Source organism: Diaphorobacter sp. MNS-0 (genome assembly GCF_019602835.1).
GTDB classification, from domain to species: domain Bacteria; phylum Pseudomonadota; class Gammaproteobacteria; order Burkholderiales; family Burkholderiaceae_C; genus Diaphorobacter; species Diaphorobacter nitroreducens.
The window spans coordinates 594,954-614,324 of record NZ_CP080761.1 but is presented as its reverse complement, the minus strand read 5'-3'; the positions used below and the strand labels follow the sequence as shown (position 1 = coordinate 614,324).

The 19,371-nt window shown below is 64.8% G+C and carries 15 protein-coding genes; all 15 read right to left on the bottom strand.

The genetic code is table 11. The features are described 5' to 3' along the window. Positions 1 to 9: 9 nt before the first annotated feature. On the bottom strand, positions 10 to 1,986 hold the full coding sequence (locus K2L43_RS02970) for a TonB-dependent siderophore receptor (protein WP_220638474.1): 1,977 nt from the start codon (positions 1,984 to 1,986) through the stop codon (positions 10 to 12). A 384-nt stretch (positions 1,987 to 2,370) separates the two neighbouring features. Continuing rightward, complete coding sequence (locus K2L43_RS02965; protein WP_103738560.1) at positions 2,371 to 3,522, bottom strand: DegT/DnrJ/EryC1/StrS aminotransferase family protein; 1,152 nt, start codon at positions 3,520 to 3,522, stop codon at positions 2,371 to 2,373. A 284-nt stretch (positions 3,523 to 3,806) separates the two neighbouring features. Further along, positions 3,807 to 4,190 carry a GtrA family protein gene (locus tag K2L43_RS02960; protein WP_011804008.1) on the bottom strand — a complete coding sequence of 128 codons (384 nt, stop codon included), beginning with the start codon at positions 4,188 to 4,190 and terminating at the stop codon, positions 3,807 to 3,809. Beyond that, a complete protein-coding gene (locus K2L43_RS02955; protein WP_103738559.1) occupies positions 4,187 to 5,152 on the bottom strand; it encodes a glycosyltransferase family 2 protein in 966 nt (321 codons plus the stop codon). The genes K2L43_RS02960 and K2L43_RS02955 overlap by 4 nt, the downstream gene beginning before the upstream one ends. Before the next feature lie 8 nt (positions 5,153 to 5,160). Beyond that, positions 5,161 to 6,609, bottom strand: a complete 1,449-nt coding sequence (locus tag K2L43_RS02950) for a DUF2142 domain-containing protein (RefSeq protein ID WP_135149851.1) — start codon at positions 6,607 to 6,609, stop codon at positions 5,161 to 5,163. Between the two features lie 39 nt (positions 6,610 to 6,648). Then, entirely contained in the window at positions 6,649 to 7,299 is a 651-nt protein-coding gene (locus K2L43_RS02945; RefSeq protein ID WP_011804005.1) for an acetyltransferase, read from the bottom strand. Further along, positions 7,296 to 9,746 carry an ATP-binding cassette domain-containing protein gene (locus tag K2L43_RS19180; protein ID WP_103738557.1) on the bottom strand — a complete coding sequence of 817 codons (2,451 nt, stop codon included), beginning with the start codon at positions 9,744 to 9,746 and terminating at the stop codon, positions 7,296 to 7,298. Before K2L43_RS19180 ends, K2L43_RS02945 begins: the two co-directional genes overlap by 4 nt. Then, positions 9,736 to 10,644 (bottom strand): ABC transporter permease, encoded by a 909-nt coding sequence (locus K2L43_RS02935; protein ID WP_255580517.1) that lies wholly within the window; start codon positions 10,642 to 10,644, stop codon positions 9,736 to 9,738. Before K2L43_RS02935 ends, K2L43_RS19180 begins: the two co-directional genes overlap by 11 nt. Beyond that, positions 10,592 to 11,917 carry a glycosyltransferase family 4 protein gene (locus K2L43_RS02930; RefSeq protein WP_172751393.1) on the bottom strand — a complete coding sequence of 442 codons (1,326 nt, stop codon included), beginning with the start codon at positions 11,915 to 11,917 and terminating at the stop codon, positions 10,592 to 10,594. The genes K2L43_RS02935 and K2L43_RS02930 overlap by 53 nt, the downstream gene beginning before the upstream one ends. A gap of 54 nt (positions 11,918 to 11,971) precedes the next feature. Beyond that, positions 11,972 to 14,860, bottom strand: coding sequence for a glycosyltransferase (locus K2L43_RS02925; RefSeq protein ID WP_172205792.1), 2,889 nt, complete (start codon positions 14,858 to 14,860; stop codon positions 11,972 to 11,974). Between the two features lie 45 nt (positions 14,861 to 14,905). Further along, complete coding sequence (locus K2L43_RS02920) at positions 14,906 to 15,799, bottom strand: glycosyltransferase family 2 protein (RefSeq protein WP_231403457.1); 894 nt, start codon at positions 15,797 to 15,799, stop codon at positions 14,906 to 14,908. Positions 15,800 to 15,899: 100 nt separating this feature from the next. Continuing rightward, positions 15,900 to 16,448: a dTDP-4-dehydrorhamnose 3,5-epimerase gene (rfbC, locus tag K2L43_RS02915; protein WP_011803999.1), complete on the bottom strand. Its 549-nt coding sequence runs from the start codon at positions 16,446 to 16,448 to the stop codon at positions 15,900 to 15,902. Between the two features lie 7 nt (positions 16,449 to 16,455). Then, positions 16,456 to 17,340, bottom strand: a complete 885-nt coding sequence (gene rfbA / locus K2L43_RS02910) for a glucose-1-phosphate thymidylyltransferase RfbA (protein WP_011803998.1) — start codon at positions 17,338 to 17,340, stop codon at positions 16,456 to 16,458. Positions 17,341 to 17,348: 8 nt separating this feature from the next. Continuing rightward, positions 17,349 to 18,239, bottom strand: coding sequence for a dTDP-4-dehydrorhamnose reductase (rfbD, locus tag K2L43_RS02905; RefSeq protein ID WP_220638473.1), 891 nt, complete (start codon positions 18,237 to 18,239; stop codon positions 17,349 to 17,351). After that, positions 18,236 to 19,303, bottom strand: a complete 1,068-nt coding sequence (gene rfbB / locus K2L43_RS02900) for a dTDP-glucose 4,6-dehydratase (protein ID WP_220638472.1) — start codon at positions 19,301 to 19,303, stop codon at positions 18,236 to 18,238. Before rfbB ends, rfbD begins: the two co-directional genes overlap by 4 nt. Between the last annotated feature and the right edge of the window lie 68 nt (positions 19,304 to 19,371).

Sequence of the window (19,371 nt, the reverse complement as noted above, 5' to 3'; positions counted from 1 at the left end):
GCGTGCGCCTCAGTATTCCAGGCTCACGGCAAGCCACAGTTTGCGCCGTTCGCGCTGCAGCTCCCGGAATTCGTCGGATTGCCCGAGCGGCTGGAACCAGCGGACGGCGACATGCACATGCGAGCCGTTGACGCGCAGGGAGCGCGCCACGCGCAGCGAGGCAAATCGCTGCGCGCCGACCTGCGTGGGCTCGCCCAGCCAGCGCAGGGAGCTCATGCTGGTGTAGCCCAGCCCCGTGGTCCAGCCCCGGGGCCAGGCATGCGAGACCAGCAGGCCGGTGCTGCGCCGCGCGATGGTCTGCGCGATGACCGCGGGCGAGGCCTGGGGCCGGGCAAAGTACTGGTTCCAGCTTACGATGGTGCCGCCGGCGGGGCGCCAGCTCAGCTGGTACTCCACCCCGCGGTTGATGGCCGAGGCGTTGTTGCGCAGGTCATAGGCCGCCGCATTGGGAGCAAAGGTTGCGCCCATGGGCAACAGGGTCAGCCTGCCGGTGACGATGCGCGAGAGTTTTTCCTGAAACAGCCGTGCATCCAGCGTCAGGCCCTGCTCGCGCCATTGGCCCAGATACACCAGATCCCAGGCGTTCACCCTCTCTGGCAGCAGCCCTCCGCTGGACAGGTAACGGATGTCCAGCGTGTTTCCTTCGTTCTGGATGCGCCAGTCGGCGCGCTGCTCAAAAATGCTGGGGGTGCGAAACGCAGACGAGTAGCCGAGCTTGAAGGTGTGTGCGGCCAGCGGCTTCCAGTTGATCGCCAGCCGCGGCGCCCATTGGGTGGGCGCCAACCGGTCGCGCTCGACCAGGCTGCCGAAGTTCAGCGTCCAGTGCGTGGAGGGTCTCCATTCGGCATTGAGAAAGCCCAGCCATGAGGCGTTGGTTTGGGGGGCGCCGCTGTTGAAGAGCTGGAACGCGGTGACGCTGTCTTGCCGGTAGCCCAGCCCCCACGAGGCTCGCCATTGCGGCGACAGGTCCTTGAAATGCTGGTAATCCAGCGCATAGCGGTTGGCGCGGCGACGGCCGTCGATGTGCAGGGAGCCTTTGTCGAGCAAGGGGATGTCGAAGCTGTCGTCGCCGCTGTCCTGGGTCGAGGACATGGTCACGCTCCACTCCTGCCCGGGGTCGACAGTCTGCCGGTAACGCGCCTGGAGGGAGGCCGATTCCGCGATCTCCGTGCGCGGGGGGTCGCCCACCCGCTTCTCGAAGCCCGAGCCCAGGTGGCTGCGGGTGATGCCGGAGGTGATGGACCACTCCTGGGTACTGGAGGGCTGGAATTCGGCGCGCAGGTCGAGGTAGTTGGTGCGGTAACCGTCGGGACGCCCGGCCAGGCCGTCGTCCGAGCGCTGACCGGCGGCAATCCGCCACTGCGCTGCGGGCTGCGCATGCCCCCAGCGGATGTGCCGGTCGGCCACGCCGGCGCTGCCCTGCACGACCTCGGCCCGCACCCCCACGCTCTGCGCGGCGGCGCGCGTGACGATGTGGATGACCCCCAAAAAGGCGTTGGCGCCATAGGTGACGGAGTTGGAGCCGCGCTGGATTTCGATGCGCTCGATCTCGTCGAGGGGCACGCTCAGGGCGCTCCAGTCGACCCCGCCAAACAGGTAGGGGGCATACACCGAGCGGCCGTCCACATAGACCTGCATGCGCTGCGATATCTGCCCCGACAGCCCGTGGTAGGCCACCACGGAGCGCCCCCCGGCCGAGGTGGCCACCTGGAAGCCGGGCACCCAGCGAAACACTTCCGTCAGCTCGCGCGCGCCCGTCAGGCGGATGAATTCGCGATCGAGCACGGTGAGCGCGCCGGCGGCGTCTTCCAGCTGCTGCGGCAGCCGCGAGGCGGAGTAGATGTGCGGTATCTCGCTCAGGTAGTCCCGCTCCGACAGCTCGTAGCCCAGTTCGTCGGCCTGGGCCGCCAGGGTCACGCCGGTACTCAGAACGATGCAGGCACACCCTGCAGGCAGGCTGCGGCGAGACACTCGGAAATACTTCACGATGGATCCAGGAATCAGGCAGGTATTGACATACGACCTTGCTTACGCGGCGCTGCAGCGATCTTTCCCTTGAAAGCATCTGGACGGTATGGCGTTGCATGGCCAGGCCGGTCAGCCGCGCGGCGGGGTCGATCGCGGACCTGCGGGAATGGGCGTTGGCCGGGTCGGACTGGCCCCGCCCTCACGAAGGTGTCCACCGTGTCAAGGATACCCCATGGCATGGGCACTGTTACCGGAAGTTTCTAGAGCGCCTGTCCCCGCCGGCATGCCGGCACCAAGGGGCTATAACGCAATTTTCATAGCATCAAGCGCTTGCCTGGCAAGCACTACAGGCATGAAACACCTTAATCACTGCTTGCGCCAGCCCATGCATGGCTGCGATGCTCAGGCGCGCAGGCTATGCACGATGGTGTCGCAGATGCGGTGCACGTCGTCGCCGCTGAGAGCGCCGTACAGGGGAAGCGCCAATACCTCGGACGCGACCCGGTAGGCGTTGGGAAGCTGTTGCGGGCTGGCGCTGGGCAACTGCCGATAGCAGCTGTACTCACTGCACAGGGGGTGGAAGTATTTGCGCGTGATGATGTTGTAGCGCTTGAGGCGCTCGTGCAGGGTGTCGCGGCTGCAACCGGCCTGCTCGGCGTTTACACGCAGCACGAGGTATTGCAGGCTGTTGGTCACGCCGGCGGGCATGGCATGCAGGCGCAGGCCCTCGATGCCCGCGAGGCGCTGCTCGTACACCTGGCGCACGGCGGCGCGGCGCTGGCGCTCCTGGCCGACATGGCGCAGCACCACACGGCCCAGCGCGGCCTGCAGCTCGCTCATCTTGCCGTTGATGCCGGGCATGACGACCTCTTCCTCGTTCTTGATGCCGAAATTCTTCAGCAGGTCGATGCGCTGCTTGAGTTCGGGGTCGTTGACCGCCAGCGCGCCGCCCTCGGCGGTGTGGAACAGCTTGGTGGCGTGGAAGCTGAGCATGGTGGCATCGCCAAAGCTGGCGATGGTCTGCCCGTCGATCTGGGTGCCGAAGGCATGGGCACCGTCGTAGACCACGCGCAGGCCGTGGCTGCGGGCGATGCCATCCAGGGCGTGCACATCGCAAGGTACGCCGTAGACATGCACACCGAGGATGCCTGTGGTGCTAGGCGTCACACGGGACTCCACGCCGGCCGGATCGATGCACAGGGTTTCCGGGTCGATGTCGGCGAACACCGGGGTGATGTTGTTCCAGCGGAGCACATGCGGCGTGGCCGGGAAGGTGAAGGGGGTGGTGATGACTTCACCGGCAAGGCGCAGCGCCTGGCAGGCCACGACCAGGGCGATGGTGCCGTTGTTGAAGAGGCTGAGGTGGGGCACCCGCAGCCACTGCACAAGCTCGGCCTCGAGGGCACGGTGCTGCTCGCCACCATTGGCCAGCCAGCCGCTGTCCCATACCTCCTGCAGCAAAGCGGTGTATTCACTCAGCGGCGGCAGCATCGGCCGGGTGACGTAGATGGGCTGGGCGAAGGGAACAGGCGTCGAGGCGTGGGGAGTCAGCATGGGCGGCAGTCTAGCGAGCGGGCTCTGGAGCGCACCAAGCGCGCACCCCAGCGTCGGCTCGGGTTTTCAATCAGGTAATGTAGCAATGCCGCCAAGGCCAGGGTGAGGACGATGTTGGACAGCAGCGCCTGCCAGCCACGCCCCCCCCCCAACGCGTCAATGGCAAAGATCATTCCCACATGGATGAGGTAGATGGGGTAGGAGATGTCACCCCGCCAGTGCAGGCAACCGGTGACGTTGTTATGGTGCGCCCCGCTCACCATTCGGGGACGATCCCTGCACGCCTAGCGCGCGAACACGAAGCGGCTGGAGGTGTAATAGTTGACCGCCATCCCCGCCAGGGAGCCGAAGGCCACGCCGAGCCAGGGCTGGCGCATGGCCAGTGGCAGCCACAACAAAAGCGCGGCGTATGCGCCATAGTTGACCAACCCGCCCAGCACCATCGTGGTGACGTAGCGCATCCACTCCCCTGCGCTGGCCTGGCTGCCCACGCGAAACGTGAAGCAGCGGTTGAGCCACCAGGTGGCCGTGGCGGCGGCCATGAAGGAGCCCAGGCGCGCCAGGAAGGGGTTGACCCCGCCCCACTGCACCATGGTTTGCAGCAGCCCGGCATCCACCACGAAGCCGGCCGTGCCGACCAGTCCGAAGCGCAGCAGCCGACCCGTCAATCCTGGCTCCCGACTGACGCGCCTACCGTGCCGGGCAGGCCGCTGCACGGAATGCCGAGATAAATCAGCCGGCGTGCTTCCTGCCGGGTGTGGGTGACGTTCTCAAGGATGAGGCCGCAGGTCAGGGACAGGCTGGACAGGAGCCCCAGGCCGGCGGCCAGCACGGCGGTGGGCAGCCGTGGCACCAAGCCAGTTTCGACATAGGTCACGGCCAGCGGCACGGCCAACGCCACGGCCAGCAGGGCGAGCAATGCGCTGATCAGGCTGAAAAACAGCAGGGGGCGTTCGAGCCGGAACAAGCGCACGATGGTGTTCAGAATGCGCAAGCCATCGCGGATGGTGTTGAGCTTGCTGAAGGAGCCTTCTGGCCGCGCCTTGTACGGGGTATCGACTTCCGCCACCGGCATGCGCAGCTCGAGTGCATGCACCGTCAGCTCGGTCTCGGTCTCGAAACCCCGCGCCAGGGCGGGGAAGGATTTCACGTAGCGGCGGGAAAACACCCGGTAGCCCGACAGCATGTCGGTGAAGCGCCGCCCGAACAGACGGGCTACGAAGCCCGTCAGCATGCGATTGCCCAAGCGGTGTCCCAGGCGGTAGCTGTACTCTTCGATGCTTTCGCGGCGCCCGACGACCATGTCCAGGCCCTCGGCCAGCAGCAGGTCAATCATTTGCGGGCTGCTTTCGGCGTGGTACGTGGCATCGCCATCGACCAGGACGTAGATGTCGGCCTCGACGTCGGCAAACATGCGTCGCATGACGTTTCCCTTGCCTTGCAGGGGTACATGGCGCACCACGGCGCCCAGACTGCGCGCGATGGCCACGGTGTTGTCACGCGAATTGTTGTCGAACACGTAGATCGTCGCCTGCGGCAGAACCCGCTGGAAATCACGCACGACCGTCCCAATCGCCACTTCTTCGTTGAAGCAGGGTATCAATACCGCAAGACGCAATTTGTTATTCATAAAAGAACCTAGCTGGCCCAATAAAAGCGGAACTCCCCCATCCCCTGCAACAAGGATACCGTCTGTAACACAAGACCCAAAATCAACAAGGGCGCACGCCACCGCTGAAACACCTTTCCGAACGGCGCCGCACAAACCAGCGCCCAGCCGATCAGCAAAAAGACGAGCTGGAAGTAGCGGCCTTGCACGCCCTGGATGACGGCAGCGTTCGACGGCGAAAAGCTGAGCCAGAAGGCCAGGAAGATGACGCCTGTGAACAGCGCGGCGAGTGCCACCATGAACGCGGAGGCACGCAGATCTCGGGGCTGATGGCCGTCGGATGCGGCAATCGCAAGCATCGTTGCCAAGCCGGCCCAGGACAGCGCCCTGGGCGCATTGGTCATAAAGGGCGGCGGATACCCCCCCATCCGGCCCCAACCGTCCAGCCACATCACGGGCAGTTGATGGAGCAGGCTGTGAACAAAGTATTCCAGGCCGGCAAGCGGGGCATGCACGATGCTCAGCAGTACAGCCTTCGGGGCCGCATCAGTCCCCCAATAACGCCCCGGCATGAAGGGGTAGACGGCATTCCAGGCCAGCGTAAGCACCAACCCTGCACCAATGGCCGCCAGCAAGAAAAAACCTCGCCCACGACGACCGCCGAAATGCCGCGCCGGCACGAGCAGCGCCATGCCGGCCAGCAACAGATAAATCGGTTTCAGCAGGGACAACGACACCAGCATCAGCCCGAGGCCCAAACGCCCGCGGCGTGACAGGCGGGCCGAATCATCGAAGCGCAGCCGGAGGCACCAGGCGAAGAGCAAGGCCGGCAGGGCAAAATTGAGCGGGTCTGCGCTCACCGATGCCGCCAGATACAGCGCGGGGGCCGTGAGCGCCAGCATCACCACCAGGCGCCGCCCGCAGGGTGCCACCCAAGCCGCTGCTGCCATCAGCGCCACATACGCCAGCAGGTTGGCCATACGGCCAGCGATCATCTGCTCGAAGACTCCGCCTCCCAGATGACGCGCCACTGCGATCCCGGAGGCCTGTGGCAGGTACGCCAACGGTGAAAATGAGGCGCTGCTTGGAAACGAGGCCCGTGCCATGCCCTCGTTGTCTGCAAGCGCTGCCGAGACTTGCCTGGCCTGGCTGAGGCTGAACGCGGAGGAGCGTTCGAAGTGGGAATTCGCCCAGCGGGCGAATTCAAGTGCGGCTACGTCTATTTCTCCGCCATAGTCCTGCCCCTCACGCCGGTCAGCAAGAAACTGACCATGCGAGACCTGCACCGCCCGTTGCCAGTGATAGACCTCGTCTGGTGCATTCAGTGCCGGCGACAGGAAGCACATGGCCATGCCGACGCAAACTGCCAGAACCGCCATCGCTCCCAGCAAGCGGCGGGAGTATCGAAATGCGTGTCCGCCGTTGGCGAATGGTTGTCCTGGCTCCGGGTGGACAGACCCATTGGCGTGAAATGCCATGCCCCAAATGCCTCCTCTCACCCATTAGGGATCTTTTCATTAAGGTCTGGTCGGGCGTGCAGGCGCCCCCACCGCCACGCAATTGCCAGGCAAATCATGCACCACGGCGGCGCCGGCGCCGATGACCGCGTTGGCCCCCACGCTGACGCGGGGCCGAAAGCAGGCCCCGGTGCCGACATCGACCGCCTCGCCCAGCGTCACCCCCCCCGGCAGATGCACGCCGGGGCCGAGGCTGACGTATTCGCCCAGCACGCAGTCGTGACTGATGGTGCAGGCCAGGTTGATGCTGGCATGGCGTCCAATGGTGACATCGACATTGATGCAGGCGCCGGCAAACACCACACTGCCGGGCCCCAGGTGAACCCCTTCCGCCAGCCAGGCCCGCGGGTGGACCAAGGTGGCAAAGCGCAGCCCGGGGTGCTGCTGCCGCAATTGGGCTGCGATCCTGCGGCGAGCCCGGGAATCGCCTACGGCGACGATGCAGTGGGCGCCCGGGTGGGCGGCCAGCGCCTGCTGGCTGTCCCCCAGCCAGGGGGCAGGCAGGGGCATGGGATTCCCGGGGGCGGCGCCGGGGTCGGCCATGAAACCGAGCAGCTGCCAGCTGCCGGGCTGGGCCTGGTTGATGTCGCGCACCAGCTGCGCCACTTCGCGCGCGTGGCCTCCGGCACCGAAGAGGATGAGGGGCGTCATGGCAGCGGATTCTCTTCCATCGGCACCGGCAGCCCGAGCCGCTGGGCCACGCTGCGCAGGATGCGCTGGCGTTCGCCGATCTGCCGCTCGAGGGCGTACAGCTCGCGCGTGAACACCTGCCCGGCCTGGCCGATGCGGGTCAGCACCGCGGGGTCCGCGAGTATCTGGCGGATGCGGATTTCGATTTGCTGCGCCAGAGAAACCTCGGAGGCGGCGTCGAGCATCAGCATGGATTCGCCATCGACGTAGCCGGGATTTTGCTGCAGGGCATCGGTGGCCATGACGGCAACGCCGCACAGGGCGGCCTCTACGCAGCAACCGGTGGGGAAACCGTCGAAATTGCCGGGATGCAGGAGGTAGGGCTGGTTGGGCGAGACGATCAGGTCCATGCGGGCATAGAACTGACGCAAGTCCTGCGTGGTCAGCCGGCCGTGGAACTGGATGCGGTCGCCCAGCGCGCTGACGTCGATTTCTTCGGGTGTGAAGCCACCGCCCACGATGTGCCAGCGCAACCGGGCGCAGTCCGCCAACGCCAGGGCCGCCGCGATGAATGCGGGGTAGCCCTTGTTCGCGCCCTGGGGCATGTAACGCTCGGCCACGAAGCAGATGTCCAGCACCGCCTTGTCGGCCATGGCGTCGCGCGCGGGCGCCTCGACCTCGAGATAGAGCGGATTGACCACCACGCCGTCGATGCGGTGCAGGGGGGGCAAGGCCAGGCCACGCCCCGCGGCAAACCGCTGCACATAGTCCTGCGTGACGCCTTGGGTGACGATGAGGGCCTGCAACAGCGGGCAGGCCAGCACCGCGGCCAGCTTGGCGTCGCTCTCCGGCTCATCGAGGCCGAAGCCACCGCCGGGGTACAGGGTCAGCACGAAAGGCACCCGGTACTGCTGCAGCGCCGGCAAGAACTGGTGCGCGTTGTTCAGGAAGTTCAGGAACGCCAGCCCTGCTCCTGCCAGCCAGGCCGGTGCAAACGGCCGCACCCGATGGGCGAGCGCCGGGTAATGCTCGGCATAGCGCGCATGCTGCGAGGCAAAGTCGCCCAGGCTGGAGAGCACCGACAGCTGCGGAAAGGCCGCGAGGTGGGCGTTGTATTCGGCCACCCGAAAACCCGTGAGCAGGTTGGGGAAAAAATCGTCCAGCACGAGCCATGGGGCATGCGGGATGACGCTCAGGTCCTGCGGGGGTTCGATCAGGTCGCTGAGCGGAAAATGCGCACGCGGCATGACGTGCAATGTGGCGACGTCATCGGCCCACAGGTGGAACACGGCGTCGGTGTAATGCGCCACATCGGCCATGCTCGCCGCCAGCACGGTCAGGGCATAGTCGCCCTGGTGCAGGTGCACGGGAATGTCGAAGGCCAGTTCAAGCACCTCGCCCGACTGCCAGGCGCGGCCATGCACCTCGGGGCGGTCGCTGCTGTGGCCGCCCAGGATATGCTGGTTTTGCCGATTCTTGATGTGATACGACACGACCAGGTGCCGGCAGGGCTGGCGCAGCTGCAGGCGCAGGCGCAGGTGCAGGGTGTCGCCGTGCTGGGCTCGGGCTTCGGTGCCGAACATGCCCGCCACGCCCCAGCCGACCGCGAGCAGTGCGACCGCGCCCGTGCCTACGCCGGACGGCAACAGCGCCTCAGCGTCGGACGCGGCAGCGGCGGCCGGCGCATCCGTGGGCAGGTCGTGGGCTGCGTTGGCCTGGCGGATCCAGTCGTGGTCGTAATCGCGCGTGACTTCCGGAGTGGCTCCGAGGGCGCGCACTCGTCCGTGATCAAGCCAGAGCGCGCGCTGGCACAAGGCCTTGACGGCCGCGATGTCGTGGCTGATGAACAGCAGGGTGAGGCCGTCGTCCAGCATCCGGCGCATGCGGGTCATGCACTTGGCCTGGAACAGGGCATCGCCCACGGCCAGGGCTTCGTCCACGATGAGGATGTCGGGGTTGACGTGCACCACCACGGCGAACGCCAGCCGCACATACATGCCGCTGGAATAGGTCTTGACGGGCTGGTCGATGAAGGGGCCGATATCGGCGAAGGCGATGATGTCATCGAGCCGTTCGGCAATCTCACGCTGGCTCAAGCCAAGGATGGCGGCATTGATGACGATGTTTTCGCGTCCGGTGAATTCGGGATTGAAGCCGGTGCCCAGCTCCAGCAGGGCGGCAATGCGTCCGTTCACCTGCACTTGCCCGGCCGAGGGCGTCAGGGTTCCGCAGATGATCTGCAGCAGCGTGGACTTGCCCGCGCCGTTGCGCCCGATGATGCCCAGGGTCTGTCCCCGCGCCAGCTCGAACGAGACGTCGCTCAAGGCCGCGAACTCTCGGAAGTAGTTCTTGCGCCCACGCCACAGCGATTGCAGCAGGCGATGGTGCGGTTTGTCGTACAAGCGGTAGGTCTTGCCCAGGCCCTGCGCGCGGATCGCCCAGCCGCCGGATGGTATTTCAGATGACATCGGCAAACCCCTTGCGCGCGCGCTGAAAAATCCACCAGCCGGCCCAGAGCGTGGCCAGACACCCCGCTGCATGGGCACTCCAGTGAGCCCAATTCAAGCCCTGTCCATGGACCAGCAGGCTGCGGGTTGCCTCGATGGGCACCGTGAGCGGATTGAGCAGCAGCCAATGCTGCCAGTTGGGCGGCAGGCTCTCCAACGGGTAGAAGACCGGGGAGAGAAACAACAGCAATGTCGCGACGAATCCGGTGAGTTGGGCCAGGTCGCGCAAATACACCGTGAGGGCCGCAAGCATGAGGGCAATACCCGCCACCAGCGCCACCAGCGGCAGCCATGCCAGCGGCCATAACCAGGCGGTCGCCGGCAAGCCCTGGGTGAGCACCAGGGCCAGCAGCAGCACGGCCGAGCCAATGAGGAACTGCACGACCGCCGTACCCACCACGGCCAGCGGCAGCAGTTCCATTGGGAACACGACCTTCTTGACATAGCTGGGCTGGGCCAGCACGGCCGCAGGCGCACGCGACAGGCATTCGCCCAGCATGCCGTGCAACAGCATCCCGGCAAACAGGGACAGCGCAAACGCGGGGCTCAGCGCCCCGTCACCCACCTTGCGCACCGGCGTGAAAACATAGCCGAAAACGAATACATAGACCGCCAACATCACGCAGGGCAGCAGCAAGGACCAGAGCAGGCCCATCAGGGAGCCTCGGTACCGGCTGGCGACATCTCGCCGCACCAGTTGGCGGAGCAAAAAACGGTGATGCCAGAGGCTGCGCAGTAACTGCAGCGGGCTGCTCGACGGTCGCAGCCCAATGCTGCTGGAATGAGTGTTCACGATAGGAAGCGGTTCACACGGTGGCGGGGATGGCAGGGGCGTCACCCAGAAGCTTGGCCGCGACATCGGCGGCCCAAGCAAAGCCCGGGCCGCAAGAGTCCAGGAACCCACCCTGCCAGACCATCTCGGAAGCGTTGGCGGGCATGCAGGAGGTTTCGCCATGGTCGAAGGCTTGCGTCAGTGTGCGCAATGCGGCGGAGAACCCTTCCGGGTTGGGCGGCGAAGCCGACACCAATAGCGGCGAAACGCCGGAGAGATCCTTGTTCGCAAAGCGGTTCACGACCACCCGGGCGCCGAAGGCGGCCATCTCCAATGGCGGATAGCTGGGGTGTGGCGAGACCATCAGCGAGAAACCCACCGCCGTGCGGCACAACAGGTCGGCATAGGCTTCGATGCTCAGTTTACCAACGCTGTGCAGCGTGCAGCCGCTGCCGAGATCGATCGGAGCGAACGCTTCGCCTGCGGACAAAATGCGCCATTGGCGGGCCTGAGGGTAGTGCCTGGCCCAGAGTCGCAACGACGCCACGATCAGGCTGAAGGCGTTGCGCTCGGTGCCAGGACGGCCATAGACCAGCAGAATCCGCTCCTTGGCAAAGGTTTCGCAACGCGCGCGGGCGGCCGCAAGGGCGGGATGCAAGCGTGGCTGCAGGACCTCCTTGACGGGAAACGCATAGCCTTGTGCAGCCAGGTAGTCGGCAAGCCAATGCGAGTTCATCAGCGCGATGGTTCTGCCAGGCTGCTCATAGGTCGCCTGGGCCAGCAGGTAGCGCGACGACCATGGGTAGAAGCCTGGCTCGTAGTCCTGGATCAGGTACAGGAGGCGCCGGGCAGACGCCTCGGGCACCTGTGCTCGCTGCCAATTCAACAGTGCAAAGGCGTTGTGGGCCGTCCACCATGCCGTGGCCATGAAATGGTCCTGGGCATGAACAGCCAGCGTCTGTCCCCAGCGGGAGCCTGCGGCAACGATGTGATCGCACGGCGGTGACTCACTGGCCATGGGCACGATGGGCCAGGCACCGTAGTAGGCATCGCTGCGGGGCTCCGGCGTCGCCTCGTCCGTCACGATGATGCGCGCTTGGTCAAAGTACGGCCGCAGGGCATCGAAGACTTGCAGGGCGGTTTCGATGCCGCCAAATACGTGCCGTTGCGAGACCGCGGGCACCATCAGGTTGAGGCGGGTACCGCCCTGCGCCACGGCCGGCCGTGGATCGATCGGCAGGACCTCTGCAATGTCATGGTTTGGCGAGGCCGTGGACATAGCCTGCTGCTGGCGGTACGCCACGGCCAGTTTCTGCAGGCCGCTGCGCACGGGCTGGTAGCGCGCCAGTCGCGCCAACACGCGGGCCGTGGTTTGGGTGAATGAGTAAGCCATGCCTTGAACTGCTGCGCCCGCTTACTGCGCCCCGGGCACATGCCCACCGGGGACCCTTGGCCGCGGAGTACTGGCCGACAGGTCCAGGTTGGGGTTGTAGAAAGGATCGCCCTCCAGGCGGTATGGCGCGTATTTGAGCGCGGACTGCTGGAAATCGACTTCCGGCACATGGGGGCTGCGGGTTTTGCTCTCGAGATGCAGGAGCCTTGCCGCCGGCAGGTAGACGTTGAGCAGGCCTTGCTTGTGCGCGCGGATGCCCAATTCGACATCGCTGCCGCAGATTTCAAAGGCTTCATCGAACCCGCCCAGGGCATCGAAACGCGCGGTCGCCACGGCCACACAGGCGCCGGTATTGGCCAGGACATTGCGCGGCACGACACTGGACACGAAGGGCGTCGGGTAATGCTGAACCGGTTCGCCCTTGAAGACATGGTCGGCCCAGCCCCCCATGCCCACCACCACGCCAGCATGCTGAATGGTGCGATCGGGGTACAGGAGCAGGGCACCGACGGTGGCCACGTCGGGCAAGAGCGCATATTCGACCAGGCGCACCAGCCAATCGGGGGTGATGATTTCGGTGTCGTTGTTCAGGAAGACCAGCACTTGCCCGCGCGCGTGGCTGCGGCCAATGTTGTTGAGTCGGGACCAGTTGAAGGGAATGTCGGCGGCAATGACGCGTACGCGTGCGTCCTGGGTCAGGCGCTGGAAACAGGCCTGGGTTTCTGGTTCGGTGGAGCCATTGTCGAGCACCAGGATCTCGTATGCGATCCCGGTGGTGTGGCGATGGATACTTTGGATACAGGCGTCCAGCAGATCGGCCTTGTCACGCGTGGGGATGATGATGCTGGCCACGGTGCCCGCCGGCACGCGGAACCTCGGTTGGTACACAAAGGCGTGGTCGCCGTCATCGACCCGGTCAAACTGCTCCCCATATCGGCTGGCTAAGTGGCGTGCCACGGCTTGCCTGCCCGCCAGATGTGCGTAAGGCTTGGACTGCGGACTGGCGGAGGTGGAGGCGGCATGGATGCGCCAGTGGTAGAGCACTTCGGGAATGTGCTCGATCTTGGCGCCCTGCGCGGCCAACCGCAAGACGAGGTCGTGGTCTTGGCTGCCCTGGCTTCCCTCCAGAAGCCCTCCCAGTCGCTCCAGCCACGCCCGGCGCACGCACATGATGTGCCCCACATAGTTTTGCGCCCATTGCAACGTGGGGGACCACTGGGGTTTGAAAAGCGGCAGGCAGCGCCTGCCCTGCTCATCGAGCTTGTCCTCGTCGGAGTAAATGAAGTCTGGAGCCGACGGCGCATTGATGGCCTGCGCCAGCCGCAGCAGGGCCTGCGGCGCGAGGACGTCATCGTGATCGAGGAACACGACAAACTCGCCCTGGGCCAGCGCGAGGGCATCGTTCGTGGCGTGGACGATGTGGCCCGCCGTCTCGCGGCGCGTCACTTTGATTTTGTCGCTTTGATCTTGCAGCGTTTGCAGCCGCTGCCGCGTGTCCGCCCGGCTGGAGGCGTCGTCGCAGATGCAAAGCTCCCAATGCCCGTACCACTGGCCTTGCACGGAATCGACGGCCGCCTGCAAAAAATGAGGGGGGGTGTCATGCACCGGCATGACGATGGAAATCAGCGGCCGGCGCGGCAGCTCGTTGATCAGCATGCCGGCCCGCGCATGCAGCCCCTGCAGCTGCGAGGCTTCCGCCTTCAGCCATTGCCCATAGGCCGTCTTGACGCCGCCAGACTGGGCGCGGCGCCACCGAGCCGCCAGTTTCCGGACCACTGCGCGGGGCCCGGTCCTGCAGGCACGCAGAACCTGGGCCAGCTTGCGCAGGGGCACCGTCAGCCTCCATGAGCGCGAGGCTTGCATGCCTTGCGCCGTGGCTTGCCATTGCGCCGCTGCGGTACGGGCCGAATCCAACTCCAGCCGCAGCGCATCGACTTGCTCCAGCCAGCCCAGCTTTTGGCGCTCCAACTGCTGGCGCGCATGCTCGTGGCGAATGACTTGCTCCAGCCAGCCCAGCTTTTGGCGCTCCAACTGCTGGCGCGCATGCTCGTGGCGAATGAAGCGCGCCAGGTAATGCAGTCGATCAAGCGCATGTTCCGGTAGCGCCTGCCCCGCCGCGGCCCATTTTTTCTGGTAGGTGCGCAGCACGTGGTAAGCCTCTGCGTGGTTGCGCAGCGCACCGCCCAGGATGGTGTTGCGCCCATGCAGGCGATATTCCAGCAGGGCCTGGTCATGCAGGAATTGGAACGCCCGTGGCTGCTCCATGGCGACCCGCAGCGCGTAGTCCCAGTCCGGCACGTAACGCAGACGCTTGAAAGGCCCCAGCCGCTGCCAAAGCGTGCGGGACATGAAAAAATTGGACGTGGAAACCGTGAAGTTGCCCCACAGCAGCGTCTGAAGCGCGGGATTCACGCCACTGGACTGCGCGGCCCGCCAGCGCTGCAAGATGTCACCGTACATGGCATTCCACCAGTACGACTCGGGGAAAAAGTTGCCGTCGCCATCGATCAGGCGCAAGCCTGTGACGATGAAAACCTCATCGGCAGCCGCCTGCGCGGTATCCACCAAACGCTGCAGGCGCTCGGGCGCGTAGCGATCATCCGAATTCAGGATCGCGAGATAAGGGGTCCGGGCCATTGCCAGGCCCCGGTTCAGGGTGGCGTGCGAGCCGGCATTGGCCTGGGTCAACAGGCGAATGCGGGGATCACCGTGTTGTGCCGCGTAGGCCTGCAAGACAGCCCAGGTATCGTCGGTGGAACCATCGTCGATCACGATGAGTTCCCAGCGGGTGAAGGTTTGGGCGCGGACACTGTCCATCGCTTCAACCACATACTTGGCGTGGTTGTAGGCAGGCAGGATCACCGTCACCAGGGCAACTGAATCCGCATCTTCGGGACTGATGGCTGTCATTAACTTAGATAATTTTCAATGGAATGATTCGAAACACCCTCAGCCTCAGCGCTCCGCAATACCGCCGGCACGCCCCATGAGGCCATGCAGCAGGCCACGGGTTATTTTCTCCAGGTGCCGCAGCCTGGGTGCGGTGACCAGCACATGAAAACCCATCTTGAGCAGCAACCGCCAGGCAGACACCAATTTCCAATTCAATGGCACCCATGGCTCGCGATAAAGCAGCATGGCGTTTCGCGCATGGAAGTAATGCCGCAGGGGTGAGTGGCTGAGGTACTCACGCCCCAAAAAACGCACGGGCTTGTCGCCCAGCTGATGTTCCAGATGCGCCGCGCAGACACCGTACATGCGGTAACCGGCATGGCGTGCACGCAAGCACCATTCGACATCGACAAAGTCGATGAAAAAATCCTCACGCATGGCGCCCACATGGTCCAACACGCCCATGGGAATGAGACAACCCGAAGCGATGAGATGATCGACCTCCACCGCCTCGCCACCATCGAAGCAGTTCAGCCAGATCCTTCTCAGGCCGACGGTACGGACGAACGGGCTTTTGTTTTTGCCTCTGCGCGCATCGGTGTAATGGGGACCTACGGCACCCGCATGCGGCCATGCCTCGAGCGCGCGGAGCAACTGGGCAACCATATTCTGCGCTGGAATACTGTCATGATCCATGAGCAGCACGTGGCTGCCTCCCATGGACCTTGCCCATTCGATACCGCGATTCTGTGCATGGGCAATGCCCATGTTCTGTCCCAGGGCGATGCAATGCACCTGGCACGCAGGCCACTTTCCAGCCCAATCCAGAACCTCCGCTCCGGGACTGTTGTCCACCACTACGATGGAATGCACTTGTGGCAACAACGCGGCAAACTGCTCATGCAGTTTTTCCAGGTTGGGGCGATAGGCCACCACAACCGCTATGATTTTCGACATGCAGGCCATTGGCGTTCTTATCGTCGAGAGAACCTGACGTAAAGACCTTCGTCAACCCTGCCACCGGCCGAACCGCCGGCGATACAGACCGCAGCCCGATTCACGCGGGCAACTCTGCCTGCTGCAGCAGTTTGCCCGCACCGTCCTTTGCGGACAATGTGGGACGCATTCCCAGATCAGGCCAAGCGATGGCCAATGTTGGATCGTTCCACGCGATGCAGCGCTCGTACTGGGGCGCATAGTAATCGGTGGTTTTGTACAAGAAGTCGGCCGTATCACTGAGCACCACGAAACCGTGGGCAAAACCGGGCGGCACCCAGAGCTGGCGGTGGTTCTCGGCACTCAACTCGACACCGACCCATTGGCCGAATGTCGCAGAAGATTTTCGAATGTCCACGGCAACGTCGAACACCGCCCCCTGCACCACGCGCACCAGCTTGCCTTGGGGTTGTTGAATTTGATAATGCAGGCCACGCAGCACCCCTTTCGTGCTGCGGCTGTGATTGTCTTGCACAAAATGATGGTTGGTACCCGTGACCTCGTTGAAGGCGCGCTGGTTGAAGCTCTCGAAAAAAAATCCGCGTGCGTCGCCGAACACTTTAGGCTCGATCAGCACGACATCAGGAATGGCGAGGCGGGTAGCTTGCATAGGGAGCTCAATAGATTTTTTCGTTCAAAATGCGCATCAGATACTTCCCATAACCATTCTTGGTCAATGGCTGTGCCAAGCGCTCCAGTTGCGCGGCATCGACCCACCGATGGCGCCACGCGATTTCCTCGGGGCAGGCGATTTTCAATCCTTGCCGATTCTCAAGCGTGGCGATGAACTGACCCGCCTCGAGCAGGCTTTCATGCGTGCCGGTGTCCAGCCAGGCATAGCCGCGGCCCATGATTTCCACCTGCAACAGGCCTTGTTCGAGGTACAGCCGGTTCAGGTCGGTGATCTCCAGCTCGCCGCGCGGCGAGGGCTGGAGGCCCTTGGCCAGCTCCACCACCTGCGCGTCGTAGAAGTACAGGCCGGTGACGGCGTAGTTGGACTTGGGGGCCTGCGGCTTTTCTTCGAGCGACAGCACCCTGCCCTGGGCGTCGAACTCGGCCACGCCGTAGCGCTCGGGGTCGTGCACGTGGTAGGCAAAGACGCTGGCGCCCTCGGTGCGGGCGTTGGCATTGGCCAGCAGCTCATGGAAGTCGTGGCCGTAAAAAATGTTGTCGCCCAGCACCAGGGCGCTGGGCGCGCCATTCAGGAACCGCTCGCCGATCAGGAAGGCCTGGGCCAGGCCGTCGGGGCTGGGCTGCACGGCATATTGCAGGTTGAGGCCCCATTGGCTGCCGTCACCCAGCAGTTGCTCGAACCGCGGGGTGTCCTGCGGCGTGCTGATGATGAGGATGTCGCGGATGCCCGCCAGCATCAGCGTGCTGAGCGGGTAGTAGATCATGGGCTTGTCGTACACCGGCAGCAGTTGCTTGCTGATGGCCAGCGTGGCCGGGTGCAGACGGGTGCCGGAGCCGCCGGCGAGGATGATGCCTTTGCGTGTCGTCATGGGGCGTTTCACAAGATTTCGGTCAGCATGCGCGCCACGCCCTGCTGCCAGGACGGCAGGGTGAGGCCGAAGGTGTCGCGCAGCCGGGCGGTGTCCAGGCGCGAATTGTGGGGGCGCGCGGCCGGCGTGGGGAAGGCGCTGGTGGGCACGGGCGCGATCTCTTTCGCTTTGATTTCGATAGCTGCCTGGACTTGCGCGGCGTGCTCCAGCACGTATTTGGCATACGCATGCCAGGTGGTCTCGCCCGCCGCCACGCAGTGGTACAGGCCACCGTCCTCGGGGCGGCGTTGCAGCTGGCGGATGGCGTGGGCGGTCACGTCGGCCAGCAGGTCGGCGCCGGTGGGGGCGCCCCATTGGTCGTCGATGACGGTCAGGCGTTCACGCTCCTGCGCGAGGCGCAGCATGGTCTTGGCAAAGTTGCCGCCGCGTGCGGCATAGACCCAGCTGGTGCGCAGGATGAGGTGGCGGCACCCTGTCTGCTGGATGTGCTGTTCGCCCTCCAGCTTGGTGGCGCCATAGACTGACAGCGGAGCCGGCGCATCGGTTTCCACCCAAGGCCGCGTGCCGCTGCCGTCGAACACGTAGTCGGTGCTGTAGTGAACCAGCCAGGCACCCAGGCGCGCAGCTTCTTCTGCCAGCACGCCGGGCGTGGTGGCATTGAGCAGCCGGGCAATCTCGGGTTCGCTCTCGGCCTTGTCCACGGCAGTGTGGGCGGCGGCGTTGACGATGACGTCAGGCCGCAGGGCGCGCACGGTCTCGCGCACGCCTTCCGGGTTGGCAAAGTCGCCGCAGTGCTCGGTGCTGTCGTGGTCCAGCGCGGTGACCCGGCCCAGCACGGCCAGGCTGCGCTGCAGTTCCCAGCCCACCTGGCCGCTCTTGCCCAGCAAGAGGATGTTCATGCCGCAGCGCCTTCGTATTGCTTTTGCACCCACTCGCGGTAGGCACCGCTTTGCACCTGGGCCACCCATTCGGGGTGGTCCAGGTACCACTGCACGGTCTTGCGGATGCCGGTCTCAAAGGTTTCCGCGGGCTTCCAGCCCAGTTCGCGCTCGAGCTTGCGCGCGTCGATGGCGTAGCGCCGGTCGTGGCCAGGGCGGTCGGTCACGTAGGTGATCTGCGTCGTGTAGCTCTGGCCGTCGCTGCGCGGGCGCAACTCGTCCAGCAGGGCGCACACGGTGTTGACGATGTCGATGTTGGGCTTTTCGTTCCAGCCGCCTACGTTGTAGGTCTCGCCCAGCCGGCCCGCCTGCAGCACGCGCCGGATGGCGCTGCAATGGTCCTTGACGTACAGCCAGTCCCGGATCTGCATGCCGTCGCCATACACGGGCAGGCTCTTGCCTGCCAGGGCGTTGACGATCATCAGCGGGATGAGCTTTTCCGGAAAGTGCAGCGGGCCGTAGTTGTTGCTGCAGTTGGTGGTGAGTACCGGCAGGCCGTAGGTGTGGTGCCAGGCGCGTACCAAGTGGTCACTGGCCGCCTTGCTGGCGGAGTACGGGCTGTTGGGCTCGTAGTTGTGCTCTTCGGTGAAGGCCGCAGCAGCCGGCGCCAGACTGCCATAGACTTCGTCGGTGCTCACGTGCAGGAAGCGGAATGCTTCTTTTTGTGTAGCTGGCAGCGCTTGCCAGTAGTGCCTGGCGGCCTCCAAAAGCCTGAAGGTGCCGACGACGTTGGTCTGGATGAAGTCCTCGGGGCCGTGGATGGAGCGGTCTACGTGGGATTCGGCGGCGAAGTTGATCACGGCGCGTGGCTGGTGCTCGGCCAGCAGGCGTTCGAGCAAGGCGGTGTCGCCAATGTCGCCCTGCACAAAGATGTGGCGGGGGTTGCCCTGCACGCTATCGAGGTTGTGCAGGTTGCCAGCGTAGGTGAGCTTGTCGAGGTTGACCACGGGCTCGTCGCCGTTGGCTATCCAGTCGAGCACGAAGTTGGCGCCAATGAAGCCTGCGCCGCCTGTTACCAGAATCATGGGTGGAAATCCTTCGCCAGAACCGTCTGCAGACCGGACTGCCTGCGGGGACAAAGCCTTGGATTATC

Coding starts and splice junctions, on each gene's coding strand:
- K2L43_RS02965 (WP_103738560.1), bottom strand. CDS start 3,522: ATGCTGACTCCCCACGCCTCGACGCCTGTTCCCTTCGCCCAGCCCATC.
- K2L43_RS02955 (WP_103738559.1), bottom strand. CDS start 5,152: ATGAATAACAAATTGCGTCTTGCGGTATTGATACCCTGCTTCAACGAA.
- K2L43_RS02950 (WP_135149851.1), bottom strand. CDS start 6,609: ATGGCATTTCACGCCAATGGGTCTGTCCACCCGGAGCCAGGACAACCA.
- K2L43_RS02945 (WP_011804005.1), bottom strand. CDS start 7,299: ATGACGCCCCTCATCCTCTTCGGTGCCGGAGGCCACGCGCGCGAAGTG.
- K2L43_RS19180 (WP_103738557.1), bottom strand. CDS start 9,746: ATGTCATCTGAAATACCATCCGGCGGCTGGGCGATCCGCGCGCAGGGC.
- K2L43_RS02935 (WP_255580517.1), bottom strand. CDS start 10,644: ATGTCGCGGCCAAGCTTCTGGGTGACGCCCCTGCCATCCCCGCCACCG.
- K2L43_RS02925 (WP_172205792.1), bottom strand. CDS start 14,860: ATGACAGCCATCAGTCCCGAAGATGCGGATTCAGTTGCCCTGGTGACG.
- K2L43_RS02920 (WP_231403457.1), bottom strand. CDS start 15,799: ATGTCGAAAATCATAGCGGTTGTGGTGGCCTATCGCCCCAACCTGGAA.
- rfbC (WP_011803999.1), bottom strand. CDS start 16,448: ATGCAAGCTACCCGCCTCGCCATTCCTGATGTCGTGCTGATCGAGCCT.
- rfbA (WP_011803998.1), bottom strand. CDS start 17,340: ATGACGACACGCAAAGGCATCATCCTCGCCGGCGGCTCCGGCACCCGT.
- rfbD (WP_220638473.1), bottom strand. CDS start 18,239: ATGAACATCCTCTTGCTGGGCAAGAGCGGCCAGGTGGGCTGGGAACTG.
- rfbB (WP_220638472.1), bottom strand. CDS start 19,303: ATGATTCTGGTAACAGGCGGCGCAGGCTTCATTGGCGCCAACTTCGTG.